Raw genomic sequence first — 24,628 nt, forward strand, 5'->3', positions numbered from 1 at the left:
ACAGCTCTGGCCGCACGGCGCCGGGCCCCGGGCGCATCCTGCGGACGTTCGAGCCGATGTCCGTCCGAGGTGCGCCGTCATGTCTTCGACTCTCTCTCCCATGCCCCTGGTGGCGCCGTCCGCGCCGCCACCCCTGCCGTCCACGCCCTGGCTGCCCCAGGCGCGCGCGCCACGCCGCACGCTGGTGGCCGCCCTGGCGCTGGGGGTGCTGGCGGAGGTGCTGTTGGACCGGCCCCACTGGGGCGTGTCCTTTCCATTGATGGCGCTGTCGCTGGTGGCGGTGCTCGTGGGCCTGGGCGGACGCGAGGGCTGGCAGCGCGCGCGGCCCAACGCGTGGTTGCTGGCGCCGCTGCTCGCCGTGGCGGGCTTCGTGGCGGTGCGTGACAGCCCGTGGCTCGTGGTGCTGAACGTGCTGACGGCGGGGACGCTGCTCTTGCTGCTGATGCACTTCTGGGGCGCGGGCCGGGTGCAGCGGCTGGGGCTGGGAGGCTATCCCGGGGTGGTGCTGGGCACCGCGCTGCGCGGCCTGCTCCATCCGCCCGCGCTGGTGCGCGACTCGGTGGACCTGGGCGCCGCGAAGCGGCAGGCGCCGCGCCTCATGCCCTTCGCGAGGGGCGTGTTGCTCGCCGTGCCGGTGCTGGCGGTGTTCGCCATGCTGCTGTCGTCCGCGGACGCGATGTTCGCCTCGGCCGTGCAGCGGGTGTGGAGCGTGGACGTGGGCGCGCTGCTGGGCGCATCGCTCATCAGGGGGATGGGCGTGTTCCTCTGCGCGGGCCTGGCCGCGAGCGCGCTGGGGCACGCGCTGCGGCGGCGCACGGGGAGCGAGGCGGGAGAGGCGGAGGTGGCGCCCGCGTCGCCACGGTTGGGGCTCACGGAGGCGCTGACGCTCATCCTCGCGGTGGACGCGTTGTTCTTCGCCTTCGCGGGCTTCCAGGTGGCGTACCTCTTCATCGGCGACGCGTCGTCTCCGGCGCCCGGGTACTCGTATGCGGAGTACGCGCGCCGGGGCTTCTTCGAGCTGATGGTCGTGTCCATGCTGACGCTGGGCCTGGTCATGGCGCTGGCGCGGTGGACCCGCCGCGAGTCACCGCTGGCCAGGACGGTCTTCCAGGCGGGGGCCTCCGTCATGGTGGCGTTGACGCTGGTCATCGTCGCCTCGGCGGTGCAGCGCATGACGCTGTATGAGGACGCGTTCGGCTACACGCGCCTGCGCCTGTTCACCCATGTCTTCATGTTCGCGCTGGGGGTGGTGCTGGCGTGGCGCGGCGTGACGCTCTGGTGGCGACCGGAGCGCTTCGCCGTGGGCGCCTTCGTCACGGCGCTGGGCGCGGTGCTGGCCGTGAATGTCATCAACCCCGACGCGCTCATCGTCCGGCTCAACCTCACGCGGGGGGAGCCGGGGGCCTCGGTGGATAGCGAGTATCTGCACTCGCTCTCCGGGGATGCCGTGCCGGAGCTGGTGCGTGGGCTCTCCTCGGGGAAGCTCGAGGGGGTGGCGCATCTGAAACAGCACTACGTGGACGTGTGCGAGGACGTGTCCTGGCCGGAGTGGAGCCTGGCGCGCTGGCGGGCGTGCCGGGCGCTGGAGTCGGCGGAGGAGCGCGTCAGCGCAGGTGGTAGTTGAAGGGCAGCTCCACCGTGACGCGAGGGCCGAGCGCGGCGGGCGGAGGCGGGAAGGGGGCCGCGTCACGCACCGCCGCCTGGGCCGCGTCGCACAGGACGAAGTGGGGGCAGTGGCCCACGACGGACAGCTCGAGCAACTGGCCCCGGGCTCCGACGGTGATGCGCAGCGAGAAGCGGCCTTCGATTCCGGCCATCGCGGCCTGGTGCGGGTAGCGCACGTTCTCGAAGCGGTCGCGGAACATCACCTCGAAGTACTCCTCCTCCCAGGCGTTGCGCTCCTCGCGGGAGGGGGGCGGCTGCGCGACGGGGAGCAGCCCCGCGCTGCTCGCGGCGAGGACGCTGTTCACCACGCCGCCGATGACCCCGCCCGCCACGCCGCCGGAGACGCCGCCGGGCATGGCCGTGGCGCGGGCCTCGTTCGCGGACTTCGCGTCGGCTGTCTCATGCGGGGGTGGCGCCTCGGGAGTCGGGAGCGGTCGAGGCTCCGAGGGACGGGTGAAGGCCTTCGACGGGTGGGGCTTCGACAAGGGGCGTGCGCGTCGCGCGGAGGCCTGACGCGGCGTGGACGGCGTGCTGGCGGCGGGAGCGGGGGGCGGCGGCGGAGGCGCGGCGAGCAGGCGCAGGACGAGCATGTCCTCGTCTTTCGTGACGAGCCGGGGCGCGAATGTGGAGCCGTGCCAGAGAGTGTCCAGGCCCACGAGCGCGAGCACGTGGAAGGCCACCGCGAGCGGCACCACCCAGAAGGTGCGTGAGTTGTCCGCGGCCCGGCGTGAGCGCGCGTGGGCGACGGAGGCGAAAAGCGGCGCCTCGGCGTGGCCGTCCTTCGGACTTTCGTCCGGCATGTCCCAACCCCCTTTCCTCCCGCTTGGAACGACAGTCTAGCGGGAGGCCCCATCCACCTGACACGTGGGTAGTGCCGGTCCTCGTCGCGGTGAAGGGGACCTGCCCCAGGGCGCCAGGCGACAGTGCTGAATTCCTGCCCGATTCATGCGCGTTCCATGAGGAACGTGTCCACCAGACCTCACTTCAGGACCCGTGAGGGTGGCCGCAGCTCCGGCACTGCCTCGCATCACCGGAGGCGGCGACGAACTGACGGCAGTCACAGTTCAGGACGAAGCAACTGTGCTGGTTGTCATAGCGCCCGCCAAAGGGATGCGGGACGAGCGTCTGCACGGAGACCTTGGGGATGCTGAAGGTCGACCCGGAGGTGTTGTTGGAGAAGCCCACGAAGAGAGGCGTGGGGATGGTCGGGGTGCTCCAGCGCCGTCTGGAACTTCACGGTGCTGGCCTTCACCTCGAAGAAGGCCCACCGGGGGCTCGTCGGCGTGCAGGAGAGCCTGGCGGCGAGGTCCACGCCATTGCCCGTGTTGTTCTGCACCGCGCCCCGGACGTCGAAGCCGAGGTGCTTGAGGAAGTCGTGGGCGATGCGCTCCCCGGTGTCACCAATCCAGGCGCTGTCCATGTAGGTGATGCTGTCGCAGCGCTGGAGGATGACGACAGGCTGCCCGCCGCGTCCGCCGGTTTCGCCCCAGGGGTAGCACGTGGCGGTGATGGGGTTGCCCTGCTGGTACTCCAAGGTGCCGTTGCGGGGCATGGACACCCGGATGAGATGGAGCTCGAAGTCCGCGCCCCCTCCCATCGCCTGCTCGATGGTCTGCGCGCCTTGCTGGGCGGGGATGCCGTACTGGCCGTTGAGCGCGTTCTTGAGGCGGTCCTCGACGAACTCCTGGGCATTGCGCTGGGCTTTCGAGCACTGCGCGTCATTCACCTTCACTTCCATGTAGTGGATGACGGTGTCGCGCCTGGTGACGACCTGGGTCCGCGAAGCAAGGCATGTACGAGGGGGCCGAGAGGACGGGTGTCCCCGCCAGGATGCAGGGCCCGCGTTCGCGGAAGACGCTCGTGCGTCACGCCAAGACGCTCGGGCTTCAGTCCTCGGCCACGGCGGGAGGTGCCCACGCCCCGACGTGGCTCTGTCCCGAGTCGTCCCGCGTGACGGTGTGCAGCGTGCGGACCGGCTTGCCGGTGGCCGCGTCCAGTACGTGGTGGACGATGAGCGGCGTGACGGGCACCTCGGGCAGGGCTTCGTGGAGCTTCGCGAGGACGGCCTCGGGGCTCTGTGCTTCGAGGACGAAGGCGGTGGCGTGGCCGGTGAGCGCGGAGTTGATGAGCACCTGGAGGTCCTGCGGGCCGCGAGGCTCGTCCGCCAGAATCACGTCCGGGTCCTGCCGGAGGAACGCGCGGACCACCTGCGCGAGTGGCGCGGTGTCACCCACCTTCACCATCCCGAGCCGCGCATCCACGGCGCGCGGTTGCTCCAGCGCGACGAGGACGTTGGTGAAGTCAGGCAGTGCTTCCATCGCCGCGTGGAGGGACGTGCTTCGCCCGGTGCCGCGCGCGCCGGAGAACACCACCGGCTGTCCCTGGAACAGCGTATCGAGCCGCAGGAAGCGCTCCGTGAGGAACGCGGCCTCCGAGGGCTTCATGCCCAGCGCGGTGAACGGAGGCTGCGCGGCGCGGAGCTGACGGTCCCGGGCGTAGACGGTGACGCTGGGGGCGACAGGGCCCTCCTGGAACGTCACCCAGAAGAGGACGTCCGGGTCCTCGGCGCTGGGCGGATACGCCACGGTGCCACGCGCGGGGCGCGCCTCGTCCTGGCCTCGTTGGGACAGGGTGTGGAGGGCCTCGCTCAGCGACGCATGCAGCGCGGGAGCGAAGGGCTGACGCACGGGCAGCCGGTCTTGTCCGAGCATGCCCTGATGCCCGGGCGCATCGGCGCGGACGGTGAAGAACGAGGCGCCCGCCGTGAGGTCGTCCCCGTCGGCGTCGGCCCACACGGAGAAGACGGGGGTGCGCGTCCGCGCGGCGATGGAGAACAGGGCCGCCGCGGCCTCCTCGGGTGAAGCGGGGAGGGGCGGCGGACTGGGGACGGGGATGCCCTCGGCGGCGAACTGTTCGAGCAGACCGGAAATCAGCGCGGAGAGGGTCGTGGCGAGTGTGCTCAGGCGTGGGCTCCCGTGGGGTGCCGATGATGGCATGCGTCACGAGTCTTTGTGGTGACGATGACGAGGCTCGGGGCTACGAAGAGGGCATGAGCCAGGACTGGAATGCGACGAACGCGCCCACGGCGGACTTCGACCCGGGCGCGGAGCACCGGGTGTTGACCGGAATGGTGGGCGCCTGGGAGGGCCTGACGCGCACGTGGTTCGACCCGTCCGGTGCGCCCGAGGAGTCGCGCACCCACGCGAGCATCGAGCCGTTGCTCGGCGGGCGCTTCGTGCGCATCGACTACCACTCCACGGCGATGGGCAAGCCGCACGCGGGCCAGTTCATCCTCGGCTTCGACCGCACGGAGGAGCACTACACCGCGGCCTGGGTGGACAGCTTCCACATGAGCGCGAACATGATGGTCTCCACCGGCGCGCCTCGGGACGACGGACGCGTGTCGATGCTCGGAAGCTACACGGCGAGCATGTGCGACGAGCAGGGCGTCACGCAGAAGCAGCGCTGGGGCTGGCGCACGGTGATTCACCAGCCGGACGCGGACACCGTGGTTCTGGAGTCCTTCAACATCTGGCCCGAGGGCCGCGAGGACCGCGCGGTGGAGACGCGGCTGACGCGCCGCCGTCAGGGATAGTCACCGCGCTTCAGCGCACGCGGCGGAGCGAGGCCTTCGCGCCGGGCTCCACCGCCACCCGCATGTGCTCGGCCTCCTTGCGTGAGGGGAAGGTGTGCTCGAAGCCGCCCTCGACCGAGAGGAGGAGTCCCCTCGCCCGCGCGGCCAGCTCCACGCCTCGCACGGCGATGGAGCGCACTCTCCGCCGGTCCACTGCCACCCCGCCCTGGACGAGTTCGTCAGCCCGCACGGCAGGGTGTTCCAGGGCTCGGGCAGCGTCGCCGCTTCCTTCACCGCGCCCTGGGGCGTGAGCTGGACGCGTGTCCCGCGCGCCCCGGGAAAAATCCTGGGACGTGGACTCCTCGGCGCGGGCGGAGGTGAGGGCGATGGACAATAGCAGGAAGAGGAGCGCCCGCCGGGCGTTGCGCATGGGATAACCCTGGCGGACGGACGGCGTGCGCGACCGGAGGGACGCGCGGGCAGGGCCCAGGGCCCGGTGAGAGGACGTGCATGAAGCTGGATGACCTGGTGCTGGCGTTGACTGTCTCGTTGCTTCGCGTGGAGCGCGAGCAGTGGCTGGACGTCCTGACGCGGTTGGAGACGAACCTGGGGTCGGGGTGGACGCTGCGGCTCTTGGAGGTGCCAGGGACGTATTCGGTGGGCGCGCGCACGCGAGAGGGTCGGGAGCTGTCGCTGGAGGCGTGGCGCGAGGTGCTGGATGGCGAGGAGCTGGTGAGCGTCCGCGCCATGGACCTGGGGGGCCTGGGACCCGGTGAGCTTCCGGACCACGTGGCCGCGGCCTTCGTCAACTCGGAGGCCCTGGTGCTGGACGTGCGCACGAAGCAGGGCAACACCCTCTACCAGCTGGAGGTTGTCTTCAGCAGCTCCTCGCTCATCACTCCCCGGCAGTTCGTGGACTTCGCCCGGGCCCAGCCGAACGCGGAGCGCGTGCTGGAGGCACTCTCACTTGTCATCACCGACTCCAATACGATGAACCAGCGTCCCGCCGTGTCGGCGTCACAGGTGGCGGACTACCTGTGCTCGCGCGAGGGGGCGGCGCTGTTCGATTTGATTGGCGGGGATCTGCTCAAGGAACTCCAGTCCACGGTGCTCCGCCACGGCGGCGCGATGGTGCTCTCCGAGGACTTCCGCCCCTTCTTCCAGACACTGGACCCGGACGACTTCGAGCGGAGCCTCTTGCCGCCGGAGCGACTGGCGGAGTTCGTCCCGTCGGACGAGCGGGTGTACCTGTCGGGCGATGACTTCGGGCGGGACTTCGTGACGCTGGTGGAGGCGCAGCCCTTCGCGGAGGAGGTCTGGGCGCGCGCGGCGGAGAACCTCAACCGGTTCACCGCGCCGGATGCGACGCCATACACCTCCCAGTCTCTGAAGGAGTTGCTGGCCACGGCGGAGCCAGCGGCGGTGCATGGGATTCCCTCCGGCAATCTCATGGAGGAGCTCCAGATGACCTGCAAGGCGCGCGGCGCGGAGCTCATCATCCCGGAGCCATTGCGCGAGCGTGTGCGGGCGCAGGGGTACACGAAGGAGCAGCAGGCGAAGGACCCTGGGTTGATTCCGGAGCGGGAGCGACTGCGACTGGTGCCCAATGACTCGCGCTACCAGATGTACCTGTTCAACGCGCTGAAGGTGGCGCGCTCGCCGCTCCTGTCACCGCGCGCGACGACGAACACGCGGGCGGAGCTGCTGTCGAGCCTGAAGGACGCGGAGGAGTTCGCCACGCGCAAGGGCTCGCCCTTCGCCGAGGCCTTCGGACTGGCGCGCTTCATCCTGGAGAACACCGGCTTCCAGTTGCGTGACGCCGCGCCGGAGCGGCTGGCCGCGGTGCGCGAGGCGCTGCGGAGCGTGGGGCTGGGAGAGCGGGCGTGCGACGCGTTCGAGCGGCGCTTCTCGCTCGTGACGCTGTTCCAGGTGTTCCCCTCGTCCGAGGAACGGCTGAGGGGCCTGCTGGCGTGCTCGGTGGCGGATGTCTTTGGCGGGATGGGCTCGTGGAACGACGAGTTCTTCGAGTCCGACGAGGACCAGGCCTGGTACGAGCGGGTGACGCAGCGGCTGTTCCGCGCGCTGCGCGAGTTCTTCGTGACGATGGTGAACGCGCGCTGAAGGCGCGTCAGGCGTCGCGGTGGACGGTGCCCGGGGAAAAGGCGGGCAGGCAGATGGCGACGTACTCGGCGCCCTCGGGCTCGGGGGTGCTGTAGCGGACCCACTCGCCCGGCTCGCAGATGACGGCCTGTCCGCCGCGCACGTCGAGGAACCCGCCCTTGTGTTCGACGCGCAGGACGCCGGCGAGGACGAGGGTGATTTCCTTGAACTCGGGCTTCTGGCCCGGCTCCTCCCAGCCGCCCGGGCTGTTCATGTGGGCGACGCTGACGTCGGAGGTCTTGGTGGTGGCCCGGCCGACGAACTCATGGATGAGCTTCGGTTTGTTGCCCACGGCTGTCACGCGCATGGGGGCGGGAATCAGGGTTGGCATCGAGGGCTCGGTGAGACGGCGGGGTGATGTGTCCGGGTGGGGCACGTTACAGCACGCGGCGGCGGACACCCACCCCTTCCGAGTGAACCGAGGCACCCGCCACTGTTCGACGCGACAGGAACAGTCCGTCGCTACCGGATGTCACGCGGGCTACTTCGCGGCGGGCTTCGGCTCGGCCGGGACGGAGAAGCCGCCACCCAGGGCGAGGTGGAGGTTGATGCGCTGAATCAACTGCTCGCTGCGCACGCGCAGCAGGGCGACTCGTGCCGCGTCCGCGAGGAGGGTCTGCTGGAGCAGCGCGAGCAGGTCGACCTTCCCGACGCGGTAGTCGACATTCAGGAGCTCCAACGCGCGCGCGTGCTCGGCGACGGCCCGCTCCAGGATGACGCGACGCTCGTCGAGCACGCGCGCGCTCGTCAGCGCGTTCTCCACCTCGTTCGTGGCGCGCAGGGCCGCGGACGCGTACGCGCCGAGCGCCGCCTCCTGCTCCGCCGTCCGCGCGCGCACCTGCGCCGCCAGGGCCCCGCCGTGGAAGAGGGGCGCGAGCAATCCCGCCGCCACGCCGCCCGTGGGATTGGTGAGCGTCTCCTTCAGCACCACCACGTCGCTGTCGACCAGGCCCACGGCGCCCGTGAGGCGCAGCGAGGGAAGCCGCGCGGCCTTGGCCTCCTGCACGTGGTTGAACGCGGCGGCCACGCGGCGCTCGGCGGCCATCAGGTCGGGCCTCCGCTCGAGCACCGAGGCGGGAATGCCCGCGGGCACCGGGCCGGGCAGCTCGACCAGGGTGCCCCTGGGCTCCAGGGTCCCCGAGGGATAGCGCCCCGCGAGCAGCTCCACCGCGCGCACCGCCTGCACCCGCGTCAGCTCCAGCTGCTTCACGGTGTCGCGGTACGAGTCCAGGTTCGCCTGCGCCAGCACCAGCTCGTGCTCACTGATGACGCCGACCTGCAGCCGCGTGGTGGTGAGCTGGACCAGCTCCTCTCCCATCCTGACCCGCTCGACGGCGATGCATTGCAGGAGGTGGGCTTCGGTGGCCAGCAGCCAGCCCTTGGCCAGGGTCGCCGCGAGGGACTGCCGGGCGAACTCGAATTCGGCCTCTGCCGCGGCCAGCGTCTCCCGGGCCGCGTTGCGGCGATAGCGGAGCTTGCCCCACAGGTCGACCTCCCAGCCGGCGGAGATTTCGATGCCGCGCAGCACACCATCCAGCCCCTGGCCAAACCCGATGGATTCCTTCCCCTCCAGGTCGACTGTGGGAATCAGCCCCGCGCGGGCGACGCCGAGCATCGCCGACGCCTGGTCCACCCGCGCCGAGGCGGAGCGGAGGTCCGGGTTGTGTCCGAGCGCCTCGGCGACCAGCGCCTGGAGCTGTTCGTCCTGGAACGTCGCCAGCCACCCGTCCTGGATGCCGCCCTCCGGTGCGCCCGCCGACGACCACGCGGTGGCGAGCGAGGTGTGAGGGAGTGCCTGTTTGACGACCTCGGGTCCTCGCGGCGGAGCGCGTGTGGGGCAGCCGCAGACGCCCCCGCCCACGACGAGCACCGCCCAGGCCCGGAGCCATCCCCACCGCCGGCGCTCGACCATGCTCCACCCTTCCTCAGTGCAGCTTGAGAATCAGCCAGTCCAGCTTGGTGCCCACCCGGAGAATCACCTTGCGCAGCACGTGCACCGGGTGGAACGACTGGGTGTAGATGGCGGCGTGGCCGCGCGCTCCCGCCGGGAGGACCTCGTCCGCCTCCGACTTCTCGACCTTGAGCGTGACGGCGTAGCGTCCGGGAGGCAGGGCTTCCCCGCCCGTCTCGGGCAACACCCCCGAGGTGGGGAGCTGCCCCTGTCCGGTCGCCCAGACCACGGATTTGACGTGGCACTTGATGACGCGGTTCGGGAACGCCTGGAGCGTGACTTCCGCCTCGTCGCCCGGCTGGACCTGGTGCAGCTCGTTCTGATGGAAGTAGGCGACCACGTTCTGCTCGTCCTCCACGAAGCTCATGACAGGCGAGATGGGCAGCGCCGCCGCGTAGGAGCCCGCGCGAAGCTGGAGGTTCACCACCGTTCCATCCGCGGGCGCGTACGTCACGGTCTCCCGGAGGCGCCACTCCGCATCCGCCAGCGAGGCGAGCGCCTGCTGCTGTCCGGCTTCGGCCTGGGCGAGCTCCACGAGCGTGCCGTCCACCGTCCGCGCCTCGAGCCTCTGGGTGACCTGCCCCACGGCGGCGTTCGCCGCGGCCAGCTCACCCTCCAGGTTGCGGACCTCTGTCTCCACCTGCTGCAAGTCGAACTGAGTGCCGGAGCCATTGGAGGCGAGGACCTTGTGTTGCCGCACGCGCCGCCGGGCCAGGTCCAGCCGGGCCGCGACGGAGGCCCTTCTGCCCTGGGCCGTCTTGCGCTCCAGTGACAGCTGCTTCTCGATGGCGCGAGCACCCGCGACCTTCGCGTCCAGCTCCCGCACCCTGGCCTTCAGCCCATTCACCTCCAATTGCGTGGACTCAGGGTCGATACGGAAGAGCACGTCCCCCTTCTTCACCGCGCTGTTGGGCTGGACGGGCACCTCGATGACGCGTCCGGAGATCCGCGGGACGACCTGCACGACGTAGTTCATCACCCGCGCGTCCGACGAGGACGGCGCGTACACGTTGGCCAGCAGGATGAGCACCGTGATGCCGATGATGGGCAGGGTGATGATGATGACCTGGGAGACGAAGTTCCACGGCAGCAGCTTGAGCTTGAAGAAGATCAGCCAGACGACGCCCGCGTAGACGAGGAGCAGCAGCAGTTCCATCAGTGCGGCTCCCCTCTCTCTTCGGGGGACGGTCCTTCGGAGGGTGTGCCTGGGGGGGCCGGAAGCGCGGCCTCGTCGGCCTCGGGGCCGTGCGGAGGAGGGACCCGGTCATGCCCGTAGGCCAGCTTGTACAGGGACGGCTTGGAGTAGGCCCAGAGCCATGCCAGCGGCCACAGGAGCCCGCCGAAGAACAGCGACAGCAGGCACAGGGTCTTGATGGCATCCAGCTGCGGGTGATGGCGCTTCTCCGCGATTTTTTCCGGGAGGATGTGGAGCAGCCAGAACCCGGAGATGAGAATCACCGGGCCGATGATGATGACAATCCAGCTGAACACCTCCGCCGCGGTGTCCATCGCGTCGCCGCTGAGAAGCGACGCGTGCGCTGGACGCGGAGCCCACGCCGCCAGCCCCCACCATCGCAGCGCGGTGGTGGCCCCCCTTGGCCATCTCATGATGTCCGCCCCCTTGCTCCGACGACAAGCTATGAGGGGTTTCCCTACCGTCAAGGGGACGTTCGAGCGCGCGGCACTCCCGTCTGGCATCACTGTTCAGCGACCGGAGGGCCCCGCGCTTCCCGCCGGATACTCGCGCAGGGGGACTTCCCCTCGCCGCCAGCCCGCGAGCACCGGCTCGACGATTCGCCACGCCTCCTCCACCTCGTCGTCCCGGAGGGTGAGCATGGGCTGTGCTCTCAACATGTCCAGCAGGAGGTTCGAGTACGCGAGCCGTCCGGTGGCATGCGACCGCAGCTCCAGGTCCTGGGTGACCAGCGTCAGCTCCGGCCCGTTGATGTTCACCGCGAGGCGGACGTAGGGCTCCGACAGGCCGATGCGCAGCACGTTCTGGCCACCAGTCTGGCCTCGGTAGGCGTGGTCCGGCTCGAAGCGGAAGTACACCGCCACCTCGGCGTGTGACTGGGCCAGCGCCTTGCCCGTGCGCAGGACGAAGGGCACGCCCGCCCAGCGCCAGCTCGCCAGTTCGAGCGTGAGCTCCGCGAAGGTCTCCGTCTCGCGCGAGGCCTCGACTCCCCGCTCCCGGGAGTAGGCGGGCACCTTGTGTCCATCGATGCCGCCGTCCACGTACCGGGCGCGGACGCTGCGCTGGCGCACCTGCTCCGCGGTCATGGTCGGAATCGTCCGGAGCACGGCGGCGCGGGCGTCCCGGATGGAGCGCTCGTCGGAGCGCGCGGGCTGCTCCATCGCGACCAGCGCCAGCACCTCCAGGAGGTGGTTCTGAATCATGTCGCGGAGCGCGCCTGCGCGGTCGTAGTACGACGCGCGGCCCTCGACGGTGAGCATCTCGTCCCAGGTGATGGTCACCCGCTCGATGTGCTGCTGGCTCCAGATGGACTCGAGCACACGGTTGCCGAACCGCAGGGCGAAGACGCGCTGGACCAGTTCGTCCGACAGGAAGTGGTCGATGCGGAAGACCAGGGTGTCGGGGAAGCGCAGCCGCAGCAGTTCATTGAGGCGTTGGGCCGAGGTGAGGTCGACGCCGAAGGGCTTCTCGACCGCCACCACGCTGCCTTTCGGGAGGCTCGCCTCGGAGAGGGCCGCGAGCACCGGCTCGAACAGATGTGCTGGCAGGGCGAGGTAGGCGAGGACCGACGGGTGGATGCCGCCAAGCGCGCGCCGGAGGTCCTCGCCGCGCGTGGCATCCGCTCGCCGGTAACGCAGGCGGCGGAGGACCTCCGTGCGAGTCCGCGCGGAGGCGCGCGTCGCATGCGCGTCCAGGGCCTCGCGCATGCGCTCGCGGAATTGCTCCTCGGTCCAGTCCATCCGATCGACCCCGGTGAGGGTCAGCCCCTCGGGAGTCTTCTGCTGCTCGACGAGCTCCGCCACGGCGGGGAGGAGCAGCCGCGCCGTCAGGTCTCCCGAGGCGCCGATGATGACGAACGGGTCGATCATTCCCTCACCCTCCGGTCTACGAGTCCAGCGGGGGTTTGTATCCTTCAGCCAGGAGGTAGGCGCAGTTCACGAGCGTCAGGTGGCTGAACGCCTGGGGGAAGTTGCCGAACAGCCTGCGCTCCTTGGGCAGGTACTCCTCGGCGAGCAGGCCCACGTCGTTGCTGAGCGCCAAGAGCTTCTCGAAGAACCGCTGGGCGTCCTCTTGGCGCCCCATGAGGTGGTAGGTGTCCGCGAGCCAGAAGGAGCAGGCGAGGAACGCGCCCTCCTCACCTTCGAGCCCGTCCACGCTGTCCTCCGTCCGGTAGCGCAGCACCAGCCCGTCCGGCATCAGCTCCTGCTCGATGGCGAGCACCGTTCCCGCGACGCGAGGGTCGTCCGCCGGGAGGAACCCGCTGAGCGGGATGAAGAGCAGGCTCGCGTCCACTCCCTTCGAGCCGTAGTACTGGGTGAAGGTGTTGCGTTTGGCGTCGTAGCCCTTGCTGCACACCTCGTCGAAGATGGTCTGCCGCAGCTTCACCCACGGCGCCTTGTCCTCGCTCAAGCCGTACTCCTCAATCACTCGCACCCAGCGGTCCACGGCGGTCCATGCCGACACCTTGGAGGCGGTGAAGTCGTGCTTCGGACCGCGCATCTCCCAGATGCCATGGTCCGGATTTCTCCAGACCTCGGACACGCGCGTCGCGACGCTCTTGAGTGCCTTCCGGGCGCGCTCCGGCAACGTGCCCTTCAGCTTCGCGTGGAGGTAGAGCACCCCGGCGAACTCGCCGAGGATGTCGAGCTGGAACTGCGAGTAGGCCCCGTTGCCGATGCGCACGGGGCGGGCCCCCTCGTAGCCGTTCAGCCAGTCCAGCGAGACTTCGGTGAGGCGTCGCTCGCCCCGGATGCCGTACATGATTTGCAGCTGGGTCGGGGCGCCTCCAATGGCATTCACCATCCAGTTGCCGAAGGCCTCCGCCTCGTCGGTGAGGTTGCCGCGCATGAGCGCGTGCAGCGTCAGGACCGCGTCGCGAATCCAGCAGAAGCGATAGTCCCAGTTGCGCTCTCCGCCTGGAGTCTCCGGGAGTCCGAAGGTGGGCGCGGCGACGAGCGCACCCGTGGGTCGGAAGCTGCATGCCTTGAGGGTGATGAGGGAGCGGACGACCTCGTCCTGGTACTTCGCGGGCAGGCGGATCTTCGAGGCCCAGTCCTCCCAGAAGGCCTGCGTCTCCCGCAGGGCGGCCTCCGCGTCCAGCACGTCGGGGATGTCGCTGTAGGGGCGGCCCCAGGACAGCACGAAGGAAATCCGCTGGCCGGCGCGAACCGTGAACTCCGATTCGAACGGCGGGGGCGCCTCACCGGCTCCGCCTCGCAGGTAGAGGGCATCCGGGCCGGCGACGGCCGCGGAGGCACCGTCTCGCTTGCTGACCAGGGGCACGGTGTAGCCGTTGCCGAAACGGGGACGCAGATCGGAGCGCATCTTCACGGTGCCTCGGACTCCCTCCACCTGGCGCACCAGGTGCGGGCTGCCCTTCCGGATGGGCATGAAGTCCACGAGTCGCACCGCGCCTTCGTCCGTCACGAGCTCCGTTTCGACGATGAGCGTCTTGCCGCGGTAGCGGCGTTTCACCTCGCGCACGGGTGACGTCGGAGCCACCTTCCACCGCCCGTTGTCGGCGGTTCCCAGGAGCGAGGTGAAGCACGCGTCCGAGTCGAAGTCCGGGAGGCAGAGAAAGTCGATGGAGCCGTCCTTGGCCACGAGCGCGGCGGTGTACAGGTCGCCCAGGAGCGCATGGTCCTCGATGAGCAGGCCTGGTTCCGCCTGGGTCTCGCTGCCCCACCCGGTCCTCGGGGCCTCCCTCGTCTGCACGGTCTCTGTCGAAGCCATTTCATCCCCCCTGGGTATGTCTGTGCGTTGTGCGAGAAAGGTAGGCGCCGACACTTCGGATGCAATTCGAGCCCAGGGCTCGTCGTCGCGAAGCCCCAGCACGCGGGCGGCGGAGCGCTAGGGAGTTCGGGTCAGGCGTGCTGCGTGCAGCCCCGGAGCCTCGAAGAAGGACAGTGGCGACGAACGATGCGCGAGGTCTCAGCGCGAGGTCTCAGCGCGAGGTCTCAGCGCGAAGTCTCAGCGCGAAGTCTCAGCGCGAAGTCTCAGCGCGAAGTTCCCGCGTCGAGGACGCCGCCATCCAGCCATCGTGCCGGTGTCGTGTCGGAAGGCGCGCCCCAGGTCGAGCCGACAGGCGCGTCAACCGTCAAAGGTCCCGCGTCTTCGCGTGTGCCCGCGTCCAAGGACTCGAGGTCCATGCCGGAGCCGGGCTCTCCATCGAAGACGCGACGAAGGATGCGACCATCCACATGGACGGCATAGGCGGCGCCCGAGTCCAATGGAAGGACCTTGCCGTCACAGGCCGAGGGGTCCACGTCCATCCGGATGAAGATGATGTCGCCCTCCCGGATGAAGCGAAAGTGGCGAGCATCCTGTCGCTCCCAACAGTGTTTCCCCTGGTTCCCCGAGGGCAGGAAGTCGTTCGCCGCGAGCATCAGGGCCTTGAGCACCACGCCATCCAATTCGAGGGCGCTGCCGGAATCTTCCATCCCTCGCGCTGGCTGGGCGAAGAACTCCGGAAAGCGAAGAGCTGGGTCCACATCGATGGGGCGAGGGGGCATGGCTCGCGGACAACCCGCGACGAGCAGGAGCCATGGAACGAGCAATCGTCTCATCGGGCTTTCTCGAAGCAGGGGCTTCTCGTGGCGCGGAGCGTGAAGTCAGTGGCGTCTTCGTTCCAGGAGACGTGCGCGGTCTGTTCGCAGCTCCAGCGATTTCTTTCTCGAGTCCACTTCATGATGTGACCCGTCACGGGGACGTATTGGTGGAACCCGTCACAGGCGGGCTTCGAGAGGTCGTTCGCGAAGAACGCGACGATGGAGAGCCGAACGACGCCGTCCTTGGTCCGCGCCTCGAAGCCATGGGCGGAGCCTTGCTCCACGATGAAGCGGATGTCACCCCTGGACAGCGAGCTTCCGAACGGATGGTTGTGGAGCGCATAGATGTACTTGATGCTGTTTGGAGGGTAGCGCGAATCCTCGACGGTAGAGGGAAGCAGGCACGTCTTGAGTCGATGGAGTGGGTCCACCGCGGACTGGTTCGTGAGCTTGCTCACCATGTACTGGTCATCCGGCGTGTAATACACCCAGGCGCAGTACTCGCTCGACACGCGCCAGAACGTGCTGGCCTCCTGGTTGTCCGCGCGTCCCGCGCTCGCATGCGGTTTCGTGAGAATCCTTCCGCATGCCGCGAGCAGCGCATCTGAGTAGGACTCGAACGGTCCCAGCATGGGGCCAGGGAGCTTCTCGAGGATGGGTTGTCCTGGAGAGGGGCGGACGATGTCGGGGTCACTCGGACGCGCGGGTGCGCACGCGAGCGCGAGCACAGCCCCGGACTGGAGGGCGACGCGCGCCCTCACGAAGGCAATCCCCACACATCCATCGCGATGTCCGGCGGAGGCCGGTAGTCCTCGAGCCGAGGCATGGGCACGGGCTCGCCCGGTCCACCGGCGATGTCCTCGTACGTCAGCCAGCGTCCATCCGGCGCGGTGACGCGCGAGATGTAGTCCCACTCGCACGAGTCGTTGAAGATGACGAAGCACCACCCGTTGGAGCAGAGAATCGGCGTGTCGCCACCTCCGGAGTCCTCCACGAGCTGGAGCTGCCGCGTCGATATCGTGACCTCACCCCGCTCCAGCGCGTACAGCACCGCGAGCACCTCGTCCTCCGTCAGCTTGTGCTCGCTCGGCTGCTCCTGGAACTCCAGCCGGTTCCCGAACGGGTCCTCACCGTGGAACCGCCGCACCCCCGGCACCGCGAAATCCCACGTCACCGGACGCTTCGCCTCGTACATGCGCGAGGCCAGCGCATCCAGCGTCGCCACGCGGAAGGCCGGGTGCGCCTTCTTCGCCGGAAGAAACGGCTCCTCCACGCCGAGATGAAGCCCCCGCCCGTCCGGCAGCTCGAACCAGAGCCCGCCCCGCTTCGCGAGTTCTGGGGGTTTGGGAATCTCTCGCAGCCCGAGCAGGTCGCCGTAGAAAACACGGCCTCTTGCCTCCTCGCCTCGGGGCATCGCGAGCTGGATGTGATCGAGCCCTTGAATCATGTTCGCCGCTCCCCCTGTCGTGGCGCGTGAGTCTGCCGGGACTCCTGGTGCGGCAGAAGGGCCTCGTGCTGGCCCCAGCCACGTGTCCCCAGGCCCGCGCCTGGTGACACGCGTGGCCGTGATTCCACGGGGTTCCGCCCCTATTGACGATTGGCAGGCGACTTGAAATGGAAGGTGAAGCGGGCGCAGTGTGCCCATCACCGACGCCTTTGTCGGACCCCTTTCCCTTTCAAGGACGCGCGATGCTTCCCGTCATCCTCGCCCTGCTCCTGTCGCAGACTCCGCCCGCAGCCAACCCGCGCCAACAGGGCGTGCCCATCGGCAAGGGCAAGATACTGCCCACCGTGCGCCTCAGCGCGCCTTCCGGCGGTTGGACGGTGGACCGGATGCTGCTCATCGAGGGCACTGTCAGCGACCCCTCCATCGACCCCATCGTCGTGTCCCTCAACGGCGACCGCTACCTCATGCGCACCTTCAACGGGCGCTTCAGCCGCAAGTTCCCCGCGGCCAGCGGGAAGAACGTCGTCACGGTGATGGCCACGAATCAGGCCGGCACCGCGCGCACCCAGGCCACCAGCTACGCGCAGGTGCCGCCCGTCCCGTTCAAGGTCATCCTCACCAGCGACACCGACGGCGTGTACACGGACCTGCACGTCTACGAGCCCACCGACACCAGCGAGAAGGACGGCCAGCTCGCGGTCTCCTCCATGGCCCACGTGTACTGGGCGGACACCTCCAGCCCGTCCGGCGGAACCTTCTTCCTCAACTCGCAGGGCGGTGACTTCGACCAGCCCGCGTATGGCCCGTACCTCTACATCCACCGCGCGCCGCCCAAGGGCGTGTACCTGGTGGCGACCAACTACTGGCCCAGCGGCGACAAGGCCCACACCCTGGCCACGCTCAACCTCGCGCTCTTCGAGGGCACGCCGAACGAGGTCCGCCGCATGGTGCGCATCCCCCTGGCCACGCCCGGCACCACGCGCGTGCTCGCCTGGGTGAATGTCCTCGGCGACGGCCAGGCGGAGGTCTACGTCCCCTCGCAGGACCCGAAGCCCACGCGCAAGGGCTGGCCCACGAACCTGGACGCGGCCCTCAAGGAACTCCAGACGAATGGCGACGGCGGCGGCGAGGGCGACTACTGACGCGCGCTGTCTGACGCGCCCACGTCCACCGCCATGCTCGCCCTGTCCCTGCTCCTGCTGTTGGAGGCCGCCGCGCCCGCGCCCGAGTCGCGCGACGTGCTGCTGCGCCGGCAGGTGGCCCAGGTCGCGCTCGCGCAACTGAAGCAGCAGGACGCCTTGTGGCACCCGGACCAGCGCGACTGCGCGGGCCTCATCCGCTTCGCCTTCCGCACCGCCTACAAGCGCATCGCCCCGGAGCGCCTCGCCACGCCGCTGTGGACGGACGCGCGGGGCAAGCCCTCCGACTTCGCGGACGCGGAGACGTTGCTGCACCACAGCCTGGTGTTCCTGGGCCGGGACGAGGCCACGCGCGACGCGGTGCGCACCGGTGATGTGCTCGCGTTCCGCCAGGAGCAGGACTCAGGTCCCAACTTCCATCTCATGCTGGTGGTGCGCCCGGAGGACCGGGCCCATGCACCCGCGCGAGTCGTCTACCATCCGGGGGAGAAGGGCGCCGCCGTGCGCACCGGGCTCCTCCACAACCTCGCCGACGAGGCGCCACGAGAGTGGCGTCCGGTGCCCACCAACGGCGCCTTCCTCGGCTTCTTTCGTTTCAAGGAGTGGATGCCATGACATCTCCGTCGAGCCCTTCCCCGGGCACGCCGCCTCCGGCGAGCCCACCGCCTGGTCGCGGCGGTCCTCCCAAGGGCCTGTTGATTGGTGTGGGCGTTGTCGTCGTGGGCGCGGCGGTGGCGGGGGCCTTTGTCCTCGGCCGTCGCTCCAGCTCGTCCTCCGGCGGTGACGAGGGCCCCAGCACTCCGCTCATGAGCGGCGCGAGCACGAACCCTGTCGCGGCCGCGCAGGTGGAGGGATTGCCGGAGCCGACCACCGCGGAGCTGGAGGTGCCCGGTACTGTTGCTCCCCAGGCCGTCTGGTTGGACGTGCACCATCCGCCCAAGGTGCGTGACGCGCTGGCGCGCAACGCGTGGCTGCGCTCGCAGCTGTCGCAGCCGCTGGGGCAGGGCTTCGTGGGCGGCTGGGCCGCGTTCTTCGGCTCCACGGGCGAGGACCTGAAGGGCGACTTCAAGGGCGCGGTGCTGGACCTGCTGGTGGGCCGCGTGGGCAACACGCCGTTCCGCGTGGCGTGGTTCGCTGGTGATGCGCGCGCGAGCACGCCCGCGTTCATCGTTCCCAAGGCGACGAAGTCCGCGACGGCGGCCTTCAACGCGCTGGACGCGGTGGCGAGCCGAGGCACCCTCACGGCGAAGACGTGCCCGGGTGGCACGCCCACCGCCGTCGCCGAGGGGCTGGAGCTGAAGCGCTGGCTGGTGGCGGAGCAGACGCTGTGGGCGGGCAAGACGCCGGACCGTCTGGTCATGGCGCGCCACCCCGTCGCGGTGCTCCAGGGCCTGTGCGCCGAGGTGCCGGAGCTGAGCGCCGAGGACAACGTCGACGTGGAGCTGGGTTTCCAGCCCGAGTCGTTCGGCCGCGACGCGCAGCTGTTCGCGCACGTGCTGGGGCTGTCGCCGGACACGCGCCTCCAGTTCGGCGTGGAGGGTGACCGGCTGGTGGGCCGGGGCATCGCCGGCGAGCTGATGGAGGGCACCGTGCGCCTGGACAAGGCGGCGCTGTCCGACGAACTGCTGAAGCTGGTGCCGGAGGAGACGCCGGTGCTGCTGGCCATGCAGCTGAAGCTGCCGGAGACGCTGTCGGCGGAGACGCTGAAGGCGTTCTGGAAGTCGGGCGGCGAGGGGGCGACGCGCACGCGGCAGGTGGCGGTGGTGTGGACGCCGCGCGGGGACTCGGCGCTGCCTCAGGAGGTGGCGGTGCTGTGGGGGCGGCCCGAGGATGGGACCGCGCTGGAGGGCTTCTTCTCCGGAGGGTCGAGCAGGCTGCAGCAGGCCACGCTGTGCAACCACGTGGTGCTGGCGTCGAGCGAGGCGGAGCTGAACGTGCTGCGCATGTCGTGCGCGGGCAGCAAGCCGAGCATGCTCGCCGCGCCGGGGCCGGTGCTGGCGGGGCTGCGTGAGCCGGGCTCGTTGGCCTTCGGGGTGAATCTGGGACGGCTGCTCAGCGGCCTCACCATGGACGGCTTCCTGTCCGAGTCCCGAGTGGGGCGCAACGCGCCGATTCCGAAGGCGGCGCCCCCTGAAATCGAAGCGGCGCGGCGCGACCTGGAGTCGCTGCCGTACCTGGGCCTGCGCGGCACCGTGCAGGGCGATTCGCTGGTTCCTGGAGGTTTCGGGTCATGAGGATGGTAGCTCGACTCGCGGTACTGACGGCGGTGGCGCTGTCCGGCGTGGCGATGGCCAAGCCGCTCTACATCACCGTGCCGCGCTCGTATGGCAGCGGCGAGCCGGTGGCGGTGGACGTGGCCTTCGAGGACAAGGGGCCGGTGGAGCTGCGCGTCCTCAAGCCCGACAACGTGGATGCGTTCATCCGCGCCCAGGGCGACCTGCGGCGCGCGTACCAGACGCCGCCGACGATGAACAACCCGGGCCGCGCGCTCAGCCGCGGCGTCAACGCGGTGGGCCTGCCGGGCCGGTGGTTGCTCGACGGGCTCAACCAGAACTTCCGCGAGGACATGCTGACCGTCCTGCCGCCCGCGCCCAACGTGCCCGGCTCCAACGAGCCGTTGGCCAAGGTGGCCGAGGGCGCCAAGAAGCTGGTGGGCGTGCCGCCGGGCTTCACCGTGACTCGCAGCCAGTGGCTCAACCTGGACCTGGGGGGCGCCGAGCGTGACTTCAACGTGCCCGGCTTCAACTCGAGCGGTGGCTACGGCTTCCAGGAGCGCCGCGTGCTGCTGGCGCCGCTGCCGGCCGGCACCTACGTCCTCCAACTGGTGCAGGGGCTCGTCGAGGGCCAGGTGGTGCTCGTCGTCAGCGACCTGACGGTGCAGTTGAAGCAGACGGATGGCGAGGTGCTGGTGCGCGTGGCCGGCAAGGACCAGAAGCCGGCAGTGGGCGCGCAGGTGCAGGTGTACCTGCCCAAGGGCAAGGGCCCCGCGGGGAAGACGGACGCCAAGGGCGAGGTGCGGCTGGACGTGACGGAGCCGCGCATCATCGCCACCGCGTCGGTGGGTGCCGACACGGCGATTGTCGACACGGACTTCTACTCCACGCTGGCGGTGGCGCCGGACGTGTTCATCTACAGCGACCGGCCCATCTACAAGCCGGGCCACGAGGTGAAGTTCCGCGGCGTGCTGCGCCAGCCGGACACCTTCCTGGCGCGCCTGTTCACGCCGAAGAAGAAGGACGTGACGGTGAAGCTCGTGTCCCAAGAGGGCCGCGCGCTCACCACGCGAGTGTCGGTGGATGAGTTCGGCGCCTTCCACGGCACGCTCAAGGTTCCTGACGATTTGGGCACGGGCGTATTGCGCGTGGAGGCGGAGCTGGACGGTCAGCCGCACCAGGGCGAGGCGCGCGTGCAGGACTACGTGAAGCCGACCTTCTACCTGGAGGCGGAGCCCGAGTCGGAGACGGTGGTGCCCGGCCAGTCGCTGCGCGTGAAGGTTCGCGCGCGTCGCTACGCGGGCGGCGTGCCCGCTGGCGCGAAGTATGAGGTGTTCCTGTACCGCAGCCTGCTGGACGCGCCCGCGTGGGTGGATGACGCCGGCAAGGGTGGCCAGGGCAGCGACGTGACGTACGGCTCGCAGTCCAGCAACGAGGGCAAGCTGAGCGTGCCGGAGCGGCTGTACTCCTCCGTGGCGGAGCGCGGAGTGACCGAGGACCCGTGGGCCAGCGCCACCGGCTTCGACGCGAGCGGCGAGGCGGCGATTGAGGTCGCGGTGCCGGAGCTGAAGGCGGGGGAGGAGCGGCTGCCGTATCGCTACTCGCTCACCGTGCGCGCGCGGGATGACCAGGAGACGTTCGCCAACTCGACGACGTCGTTCTTCCTGTCGAAGGTGGAGGTGCTGGGCACGGCGCGCTACTCGGACGCGGTGGTGGCCAAGGGCGGCGAGGCGCTGCTGTCGGTGCGCGCGACGACGCTGTCGGGCAAGGCCTACGGCGTCACGCAGGGCGAGGTGGAGTTCGTACTGAGGAAGGCGGACGGCGCGGAGAAGAGCCTGGGCAAGCGCTCGTTCACCACGGCGGCGGACGGGACGCACCGCGAGAAGGCGCCCACGTCGGACGTGGGCGCGGTGCTGGCGCGCGTGGTGGTGAAGGACAAGCGCGGCGAGACGTGGCAGGGCGAGGAGTCGCTGCTCGTCATCGGCTCGGCGGACGAGGCGGTGGCCCAGGTGCCCAACCTCACGCTGGCGTCGCTGTCGGGCACGTTGGAGCCGGGGGACTCGGCGCGGATGGTGGCGCTGATGCCGGATGGCTGGGGCGCGGGCGGCCGTGACGCGGGCCCGGTGTGGGTGACGCTGGCGGGCGCCAGCATTCATGACACGCAGGTGGTGGAGCTGACGGGCCGCACGCTGGTGCACAGCTTCAGCGTGGAGAAGCGGTTCGGCGGCGCGGTGTATGCGTCCGTGGCGTACCCCACGGCGACGGGCCGCTGGGAGGAGCGCACGGTGGCGTTCCGCGTGATTCCGCGCGAGCGCACGCTCACCGTGGAGCTGCAGCCGCGTCGCGCCGAGGCCACGCCGCTGACCGAGCAGACCATCGACGTGCGGGTGGTGGACCACCAGGGCAAGGGTGTCGTCGCGCAGCTGTCGCTGGGCGTGGTGGACAAGGCCGTCTACGCAATCCAGTCCGAGTTCCGTCCCAAGGTGCTCGACTTCTTCTACCCGCCGACGCGCAACAACGTGTCCAACTTCTACTCCTCGGAGTTCCAGGGGTACGGGTACGGCGAGGCGCTGGCGCGGAAGATGGCGGGGCTGCCGGACCATGCCTTCGCGTCCATCAAGCCTCCCAGCCGTCAGGCCAAGGACATGGAGAAGGACACGGCGCACTGGGACCCGACGGTGGTGACGGACCGCGATGGCCGCGCCACGGTGCGCTTCACGCTGCCGTCCAACCAGACGTTGTGGGTGGTGACGGCGGTGGCGGCGGACACGTCCGGTCGCTTCGGCGAGGGGACGTCCGAGTTCGCCACGCGCGGAGGGCTCAACCTCTACGCGTCGCTGCCGCAGTTCCTGCGCGAGGGTGACGAGGCGCTGGCCTCCATCCGCCTGTCGGCGGGTGAGAAGTCGCCGGCCAGCCAGTTGCTGGAGGTGAAGCTCGCGTCGCTGGGTGCGCTGAAGGCGGACCAGTCGCAGCACAAGGTGGAGCTGGCGAAGGGCGGCGAGCAGGTGGTGCCGCTGACGCTGCGTGCTTCCTCGACGGGTGACGCGCAGCTCGCGGTGGACGTGTCGGGAGGCAAGGACCCGCTGAAGGACCGCCAGCTGTTCCAGGTGGAGCCGGCGGCGGTGGAAGACGTCGTCAAGGTGAGCGCCTGGGGCGGTGGCGCGCTGGAGGTGCCGGCGGCGAAGGAGGCGACGCTGACGCGCGTGGAGCTGGTGCTCCAGCCGTCCATCGTCGACGCGGCGCTGTCCAACGTGCGCGAGCTCCTGACGTACCCGTACGGGTGCCTGGAGCAGCTCGTGTCGACGACGGTGCCCAACGTGGCGGTGTACCAGGTGCTCCAGCAGGCGGGCGCGCTGGCGAAGCTGGACACGGACACGCAGGCGCTGCTCGCGGAGGCGCGCAGCCGTTCGGTGCAGGGCACCGCGCGCATCCTCAACCTGTCGGTGAAGGGCGGTGGCTTCACGTGGTTCGGTGGCTACAACACGCCGAGCCTGCCGCTGACGCTCATCGCACTGGACGGTCTGGCGTACGCGGCGGAGGCGGGCCTGGTGGACCGCGCGGACCCGCGCCTCGTGGAGAGCGCGCGCTGGCTGGAGGCGCAGGAGGGCCTGCCGCCCGAGTACGAGGCCACGCGGGCCTACGTGCTGGCGCGGCTGGAGGGGCCGAAGCAGGCGGCGCGTGTGCGTGCGCTGGTGGAGGCTTCCGAGTCCGGTGAGCTGTACCCGCTGGCGCTGGCGGTGCTCGCGGCGGAGAAGGCGGGCGTCATCAAGGAGCCGGCGCTCCAGGCTCGCATCAACGCGCTGGTGAAGCGCAGCTCGGAGGGCTTCACCACGCTGGCCGCGTACAAGCCGGGCCAGGAGCTGGAGATGTCGGAGGCGTTCTTCCGCTTCCCGCTGCGGCGCGTGGGCATGACGGCGATTGCCGCGCACGCGGCGTCGTTCGGCACGCTGGATGTCACCCGCGCTCGCAAGCGCATCCTGGAGATGCTGTCGGAGCCGGACCTGTCGACGTTCGACCGGAGCACCGCGCTCCTGCACTCGCTGTGGCTGCTGGAGCGTGACGCGAAGGCGTTCAAGGGCATGACGCCTCCGGAAGTGAAGGGCATCCAGGGCGGGGTGAAGTTCTCGCCGCGCGGCATGGGGCTCGTCGCGACGCTGGCTCCGGGGACGCGCACGGTGGACGTGGGCGGCTTCGACGGCGTGGCGACGTTGCAGGCCACCGCGCTCACGCCGCTGTCCGCGGTGCGTGCGCGGGCGGAGGGCATGTCGATTTCGCGTGCGTACTACGCGCTGCGCGAGGGCGGGAAGGTGAAGCTCGGCGCGGGGGACACGGTGTCCCAGGGCGAAGAGGTCTACGTGGAGCTGACGATGGACGCGCGCGGGAGCAACAAGGTGCGTTCGGCGTACTACGTGGTGGAGGACGCGGTGCCCGCGGGCTTCGTGGCGCTCCAGGAGGACAAGGCGTTCCGCGGTCCTCCGCACTCGTTGCCGTTGGTTCCGGAGGCGCTCAAGCGCCGGGTGCTGAGCCCGGAGCGGGCGACGTTCTTCTTCGAGGAGCCGGCGTGGTGGAGCGACAGCCCGCGCACGGTGGGCTACGTGCTGCGCGCGCAGTTCCCCGGCACGTTCTCCGCGCCTCCCGCGAGCATCGAGGACATGTACGCCGCGAGCATCCACGGCCGCACGGCCGCGGACTCGCTGAAGGTGGTGCCGTCGAAGAAGGGCACGGGAGACCTGTAGT

20 protein-coding genes are annotated in these 24,628 nt (G+C 69.9%); 7 read left to right on the top strand and 13 right to left on the bottom strand.

Annotated features, from left to right (window positions below):
• Nucleotides 1–79: 79 nt before the first annotated feature.
• Nucleotides 80–1,624 carry a DUF4153 domain-containing protein gene (locus tag HR086_RS11535; protein WP_174456914.1) on the top strand — a complete coding sequence of 515 codons (1,545 nt, stop codon included), beginning with the start codon at nt 80–82 and terminating at the stop codon, nt 1,622–1,624.
• Here HR086_RS11535 and HR086_RS11540 read toward each other — a convergent pair.
• The 3 genes from HR086_RS11540 to HR086_RS11550 all read right to left on the bottom strand — a co-directional run bounded on the left by HR086_RS11540 (nt 1,605) and on the right by HR086_RS11550 (nt 4,661).
• Nucleotides 1,605–2,465: a TonB family protein gene (locus HR086_RS11540; RefSeq protein ID WP_174465625.1), complete on the bottom strand. Its 861-nt coding sequence runs from the start codon at nt 2,463–2,465 to the stop codon at nt 1,605–1,607. The genes HR086_RS11535 and HR086_RS11540 overlap by 20 nt on opposite strands.
• Before the next feature lie 290 nt (nt 2,466–2,755).
• Nucleotides 2,756–3,391, bottom strand: a complete 636-nt coding sequence (locus HR086_RS11545; protein WP_174465626.1) for a hypothetical protein — start codon at nt 3,389–3,391, stop codon at nt 2,756–2,758.
• Nucleotides 3,392–3,551: 160 nt separating this feature from the next.
• A complete protein-coding gene (locus tag HR086_RS11550; RefSeq protein WP_174465627.1) occupies nt 3,552–4,661 on the bottom strand; it encodes an ATPase, T2SS/T4P/T4SS family in 1,110 nt (369 codons plus the stop codon).
• Here HR086_RS11550 and HR086_RS11555 point away from each other — a divergent pair.
• A complete protein-coding gene (locus HR086_RS11555) occupies nt 4,652–5,260 on the top strand; it encodes a DUF1579 domain-containing protein (protein WP_174456910.1) in 609 nt (202 codons plus the stop codon). The genes HR086_RS11550 and HR086_RS11555 overlap by 10 nt on opposite strands.
• A 10-nt stretch (nt 5,261–5,270) precedes the next feature.
• Here HR086_RS11555 and HR086_RS11560 read toward each other — a convergent pair whose 3' ends face one another.
• Nucleotides 5,271–5,489: a hypothetical protein gene (locus HR086_RS11560; protein ID WP_174456909.1), complete on the bottom strand. Its 219-nt coding sequence runs from the start codon at nt 5,487–5,489 to the stop codon at nt 5,271–5,273.
• Between the two features lie 260 nt (nt 5,490–5,749).
• On the opposite strand from HR086_RS11560, the gene HR086_RS11565 reads away from it, so the two are divergent.
• On the top strand, nt 5,750–7,360 hold the full coding sequence (locus HR086_RS11565) for a hypothetical protein (protein ID WP_174456908.1): 1,611 nt from the start codon (nt 5,750–5,752) through the stop codon (nt 7,358–7,360).
• A 7-nt stretch (nt 7,361–7,367) separates the two neighbouring features.
• On the opposite strand, the gene HR086_RS11570 is transcribed toward HR086_RS11565, so the two are convergent.
• From HR086_RS11570 to HR086_RS47955, 9 genes are all read right to left on the bottom strand, one after another.
• On the bottom strand, nt 7,368–7,730 hold the full coding sequence (locus HR086_RS11570) for a cupin (RefSeq protein ID WP_141643088.1): 363 nt from the start codon (nt 7,728–7,730) through the stop codon (nt 7,368–7,370).
• A 150-nt stretch (nt 7,731–7,880) separates the two neighbouring features.
• Entirely contained in the window at nt 7,881–9,311 is a 1,431-nt protein-coding gene (locus tag HR086_RS11575; protein WP_174465628.1) for an efflux transporter outer membrane subunit, read from the bottom strand.
• 13 nt (nt 9,312–9,324) lie between these two features.
• Nucleotides 9,325–10,506 carry an HlyD family secretion protein gene (locus tag HR086_RS11580; RefSeq protein WP_174456906.1) on the bottom strand — a complete coding sequence of 394 codons (1,182 nt, stop codon included), beginning with the start codon at nt 10,504–10,506 and terminating at the stop codon, nt 9,325–9,327.
• Nucleotides 10,506–10,958: a DUF3302 domain-containing protein gene (locus HR086_RS11585; protein WP_174465629.1), complete on the bottom strand. Its 453-nt coding sequence runs from the start codon at nt 10,956–10,958 to the stop codon at nt 10,506–10,508. Before HR086_RS11585 ends, HR086_RS11580 begins: the two co-directional genes overlap by 1 nt.
• Before the next feature lie 96 nt (nt 10,959–11,054).
• Nucleotides 11,055–12,413, bottom strand: a complete 1,359-nt coding sequence (locus HR086_RS11590; RefSeq protein WP_174465630.1) for a glucose-6-phosphate dehydrogenase — start codon at nt 12,411–12,413, stop codon at nt 11,055–11,057.
• 16 nt (nt 12,414–12,429) lie between these two features.
• Nucleotides 12,430–14,277 carry a glycoside hydrolase family 15 protein gene (locus tag HR086_RS11595; RefSeq protein WP_174456903.1) on the bottom strand — a complete coding sequence of 616 codons (1,848 nt, stop codon included), beginning with the start codon at nt 14,275–14,277 and terminating at the stop codon, nt 12,430–12,432.
• A gap of 263 nt (nt 14,278–14,540) precedes the next feature.
• Complete coding sequence (locus tag HR086_RS11600) at nt 14,541–15,110, bottom strand: hypothetical protein (protein WP_174465631.1); 570 nt, start codon at nt 15,108–15,110, stop codon at nt 14,541–14,543.
• The gene (locus HR086_RS11605; protein WP_217439215.1) at nt 15,107–15,724 is read right to left on the bottom strand and encodes a hypothetical protein; all 618 of its coding nucleotides are present in this window, start codon (nt 15,722–15,724) and stop codon (nt 15,107–15,109) included. Before HR086_RS11605 ends, HR086_RS11600 begins: the two co-directional genes overlap by 4 nt.
• A 125-nt stretch (nt 15,725–15,849) precedes the next feature.
• The gene (locus tag HR086_RS47955) at nt 15,850–16,539 is read right to left on the bottom strand and encodes a hypothetical protein (protein ID WP_217439214.1); all 690 of its coding nucleotides are present in this window, start codon (nt 16,537–16,539) and stop codon (nt 15,850–15,852) included.
• A gap of 242 nt (nt 16,540–16,781) precedes the next feature.
• Here HR086_RS47955 and HR086_RS11615 point away from each other — a divergent pair, with 242 nt between their 5' ends.
• From HR086_RS11615 to HR086_RS11630, 4 genes are read left to right on the top strand one after another with little or no spacing between them, the layout of a single operon-like run.
• The gene (locus HR086_RS11615) at nt 16,782–17,681 is read left to right on the top strand and encodes a DUF2135 domain-containing protein (protein WP_174456902.1); all 900 of its coding nucleotides are present in this window, start codon (nt 16,782–16,784) and stop codon (nt 17,679–17,681) included.
• A gap of 33 nt (nt 17,682–17,714) precedes the next feature.
• Nucleotides 17,715–18,293, top strand: coding sequence for a DUF1175 family protein (locus tag HR086_RS11620; protein WP_141643096.1), 579 nt, complete (start codon nt 17,715–17,717; stop codon nt 18,291–18,293).
• Nucleotides 18,290–19,912: a hypothetical protein gene (locus HR086_RS11625; protein WP_217441765.1), complete on the top strand. Its 1,623-nt coding sequence runs from the start codon at nt 18,290–18,292 to the stop codon at nt 19,910–19,912. The genes HR086_RS11620 and HR086_RS11625 overlap by 4 nt, the downstream gene beginning before the upstream one ends.
• On the top strand, nt 19,909–24,627 hold the full coding sequence (locus tag HR086_RS11630; RefSeq protein WP_174465633.1) for an alpha-2-macroglobulin: 4,719 nt from the start codon (nt 19,909–19,911) through the stop codon (nt 24,625–24,627). The genes HR086_RS11625 and HR086_RS11630 overlap by 4 nt, the downstream gene beginning before the upstream one ends.
• Nucleotide 24,628 lies beyond the last annotated feature (1 nt).

Source organism: Myxococcus sp. CA039A (assembly GCF_013336645.1).
Lineage (GTDB): Bacteria > Myxococcota > Myxococcia > Myxococcales > Myxococcaceae > Myxococcus > Myxococcus llanfairpwllgwyngyllgogerychwyrndrobwllllantysiliogogogochensis.

What these genes read in the sequence shown, in the direction of transcription:
- HR086_RS11535 (WP_174456914.1), top strand. Translation starts at nt 80, where the DNA reads ATGTCTTCGACTCTCTCTCCCATGCCCCTGGTGGCGCCGTCCGCGCCG.
- HR086_RS11540 (WP_174465625.1), bottom strand. Translation starts at nt 2,465, where the DNA reads ATGCCGGACGAAAGTCCGAAGGACGGCCACGCCGAGGCGCCGCTTTTC.
- HR086_RS11555 (WP_174456910.1), top strand. Translation starts at nt 4,652, where the DNA reads ATGATGGCATGCGTCACGAGTCTTTGTGGTGACGATGACGAGGCTCGG.
- HR086_RS11550 (WP_174465627.1), bottom strand. Translation starts at nt 4,661, where the DNA reads ATGCCATCATCGGCACCCCACGGGAGCCCACGCCTGAGCACACTCGCC.
- HR086_RS11565 (WP_174456908.1), top strand. Translation starts at nt 5,750, where the DNA reads ATGAAGCTGGATGACCTGGTGCTGGCGTTGACTGTCTCGTTGCTTCGC.
- HR086_RS11570 (WP_141643088.1), bottom strand. Translation starts at nt 7,730, where the DNA reads ATGCCAACCCTGATTCCCGCCCCCATGCGCGTGACAGCCGTGGGCAAC.
- HR086_RS11575 (WP_174465628.1), bottom strand. Translation starts at nt 9,311, where the DNA reads ATGGTCGAGCGCCGGCGGTGGGGATGGCTCCGGGCCTGGGCGGTGCTC.
- HR086_RS11580 (WP_174456906.1), bottom strand. Translation starts at nt 10,506, where the DNA reads ATGGAACTGCTGCTGCTCCTCGTCTACGCGGGCGTCGTCTGGCTGATC.
- HR086_RS11585 (WP_174465629.1), bottom strand. Translation starts at nt 10,958, where the DNA reads ATGAGATGGCCAAGGGGGGCCACCACCGCGCTGCGATGGTGGGGGCTG.
- HR086_RS11590 (WP_174465630.1), bottom strand. Translation starts at nt 12,413, where the DNA reads ATGATCGACCCGTTCGTCATCATCGGCGCCTCGGGAGACCTGACGGCG.
- HR086_RS11595 (WP_174456903.1), bottom strand. Translation starts at nt 14,277, where the DNA reads ATGGCTTCGACAGAGACCGTGCAGACGAGGGAGGCCCCGAGGACCGGG.
- HR086_RS11600 (WP_174465631.1), bottom strand. Translation starts at nt 15,110, where the DNA reads ATGAGACGATTGCTCGTTCCATGGCTCCTGCTCGTCGCGGGTTGTCCG.
- HR086_RS11605 (WP_217439215.1), bottom strand. Translation starts at nt 15,724, where the DNA reads ATGCTGGGACCGTTCGAGTCCTACTCAGATGCGCTGCTCGCGGCATGC.
- HR086_RS47955 (WP_217439214.1), bottom strand. Translation starts at nt 16,539, where the DNA reads ATGATTCAAGGGCTCGATCACATCCAGCTCGCGATGCCCCGAGGCGAG.
- HR086_RS11615 (WP_174456902.1), top strand. Translation starts at nt 16,782, where the DNA reads ATGCTTCCCGTCATCCTCGCCCTGCTCCTGTCGCAGACTCCGCCCGCA.
- HR086_RS11620 (WP_141643096.1), top strand. Translation starts at nt 17,715, where the DNA reads ATGCTCGCCCTGTCCCTGCTCCTGCTGTTGGAGGCCGCCGCGCCCGCG.
- HR086_RS11625 (WP_217441765.1), top strand. Translation starts at nt 18,290, where the DNA reads ATGACATCTCCGTCGAGCCCTTCCCCGGGCACGCCGCCTCCGGCGAGC.
- HR086_RS11630 (WP_174465633.1), top strand. Translation starts at nt 19,909, where the DNA reads ATGAGGATGGTAGCTCGACTCGCGGTACTGACGGCGGTGGCGCTGTCC.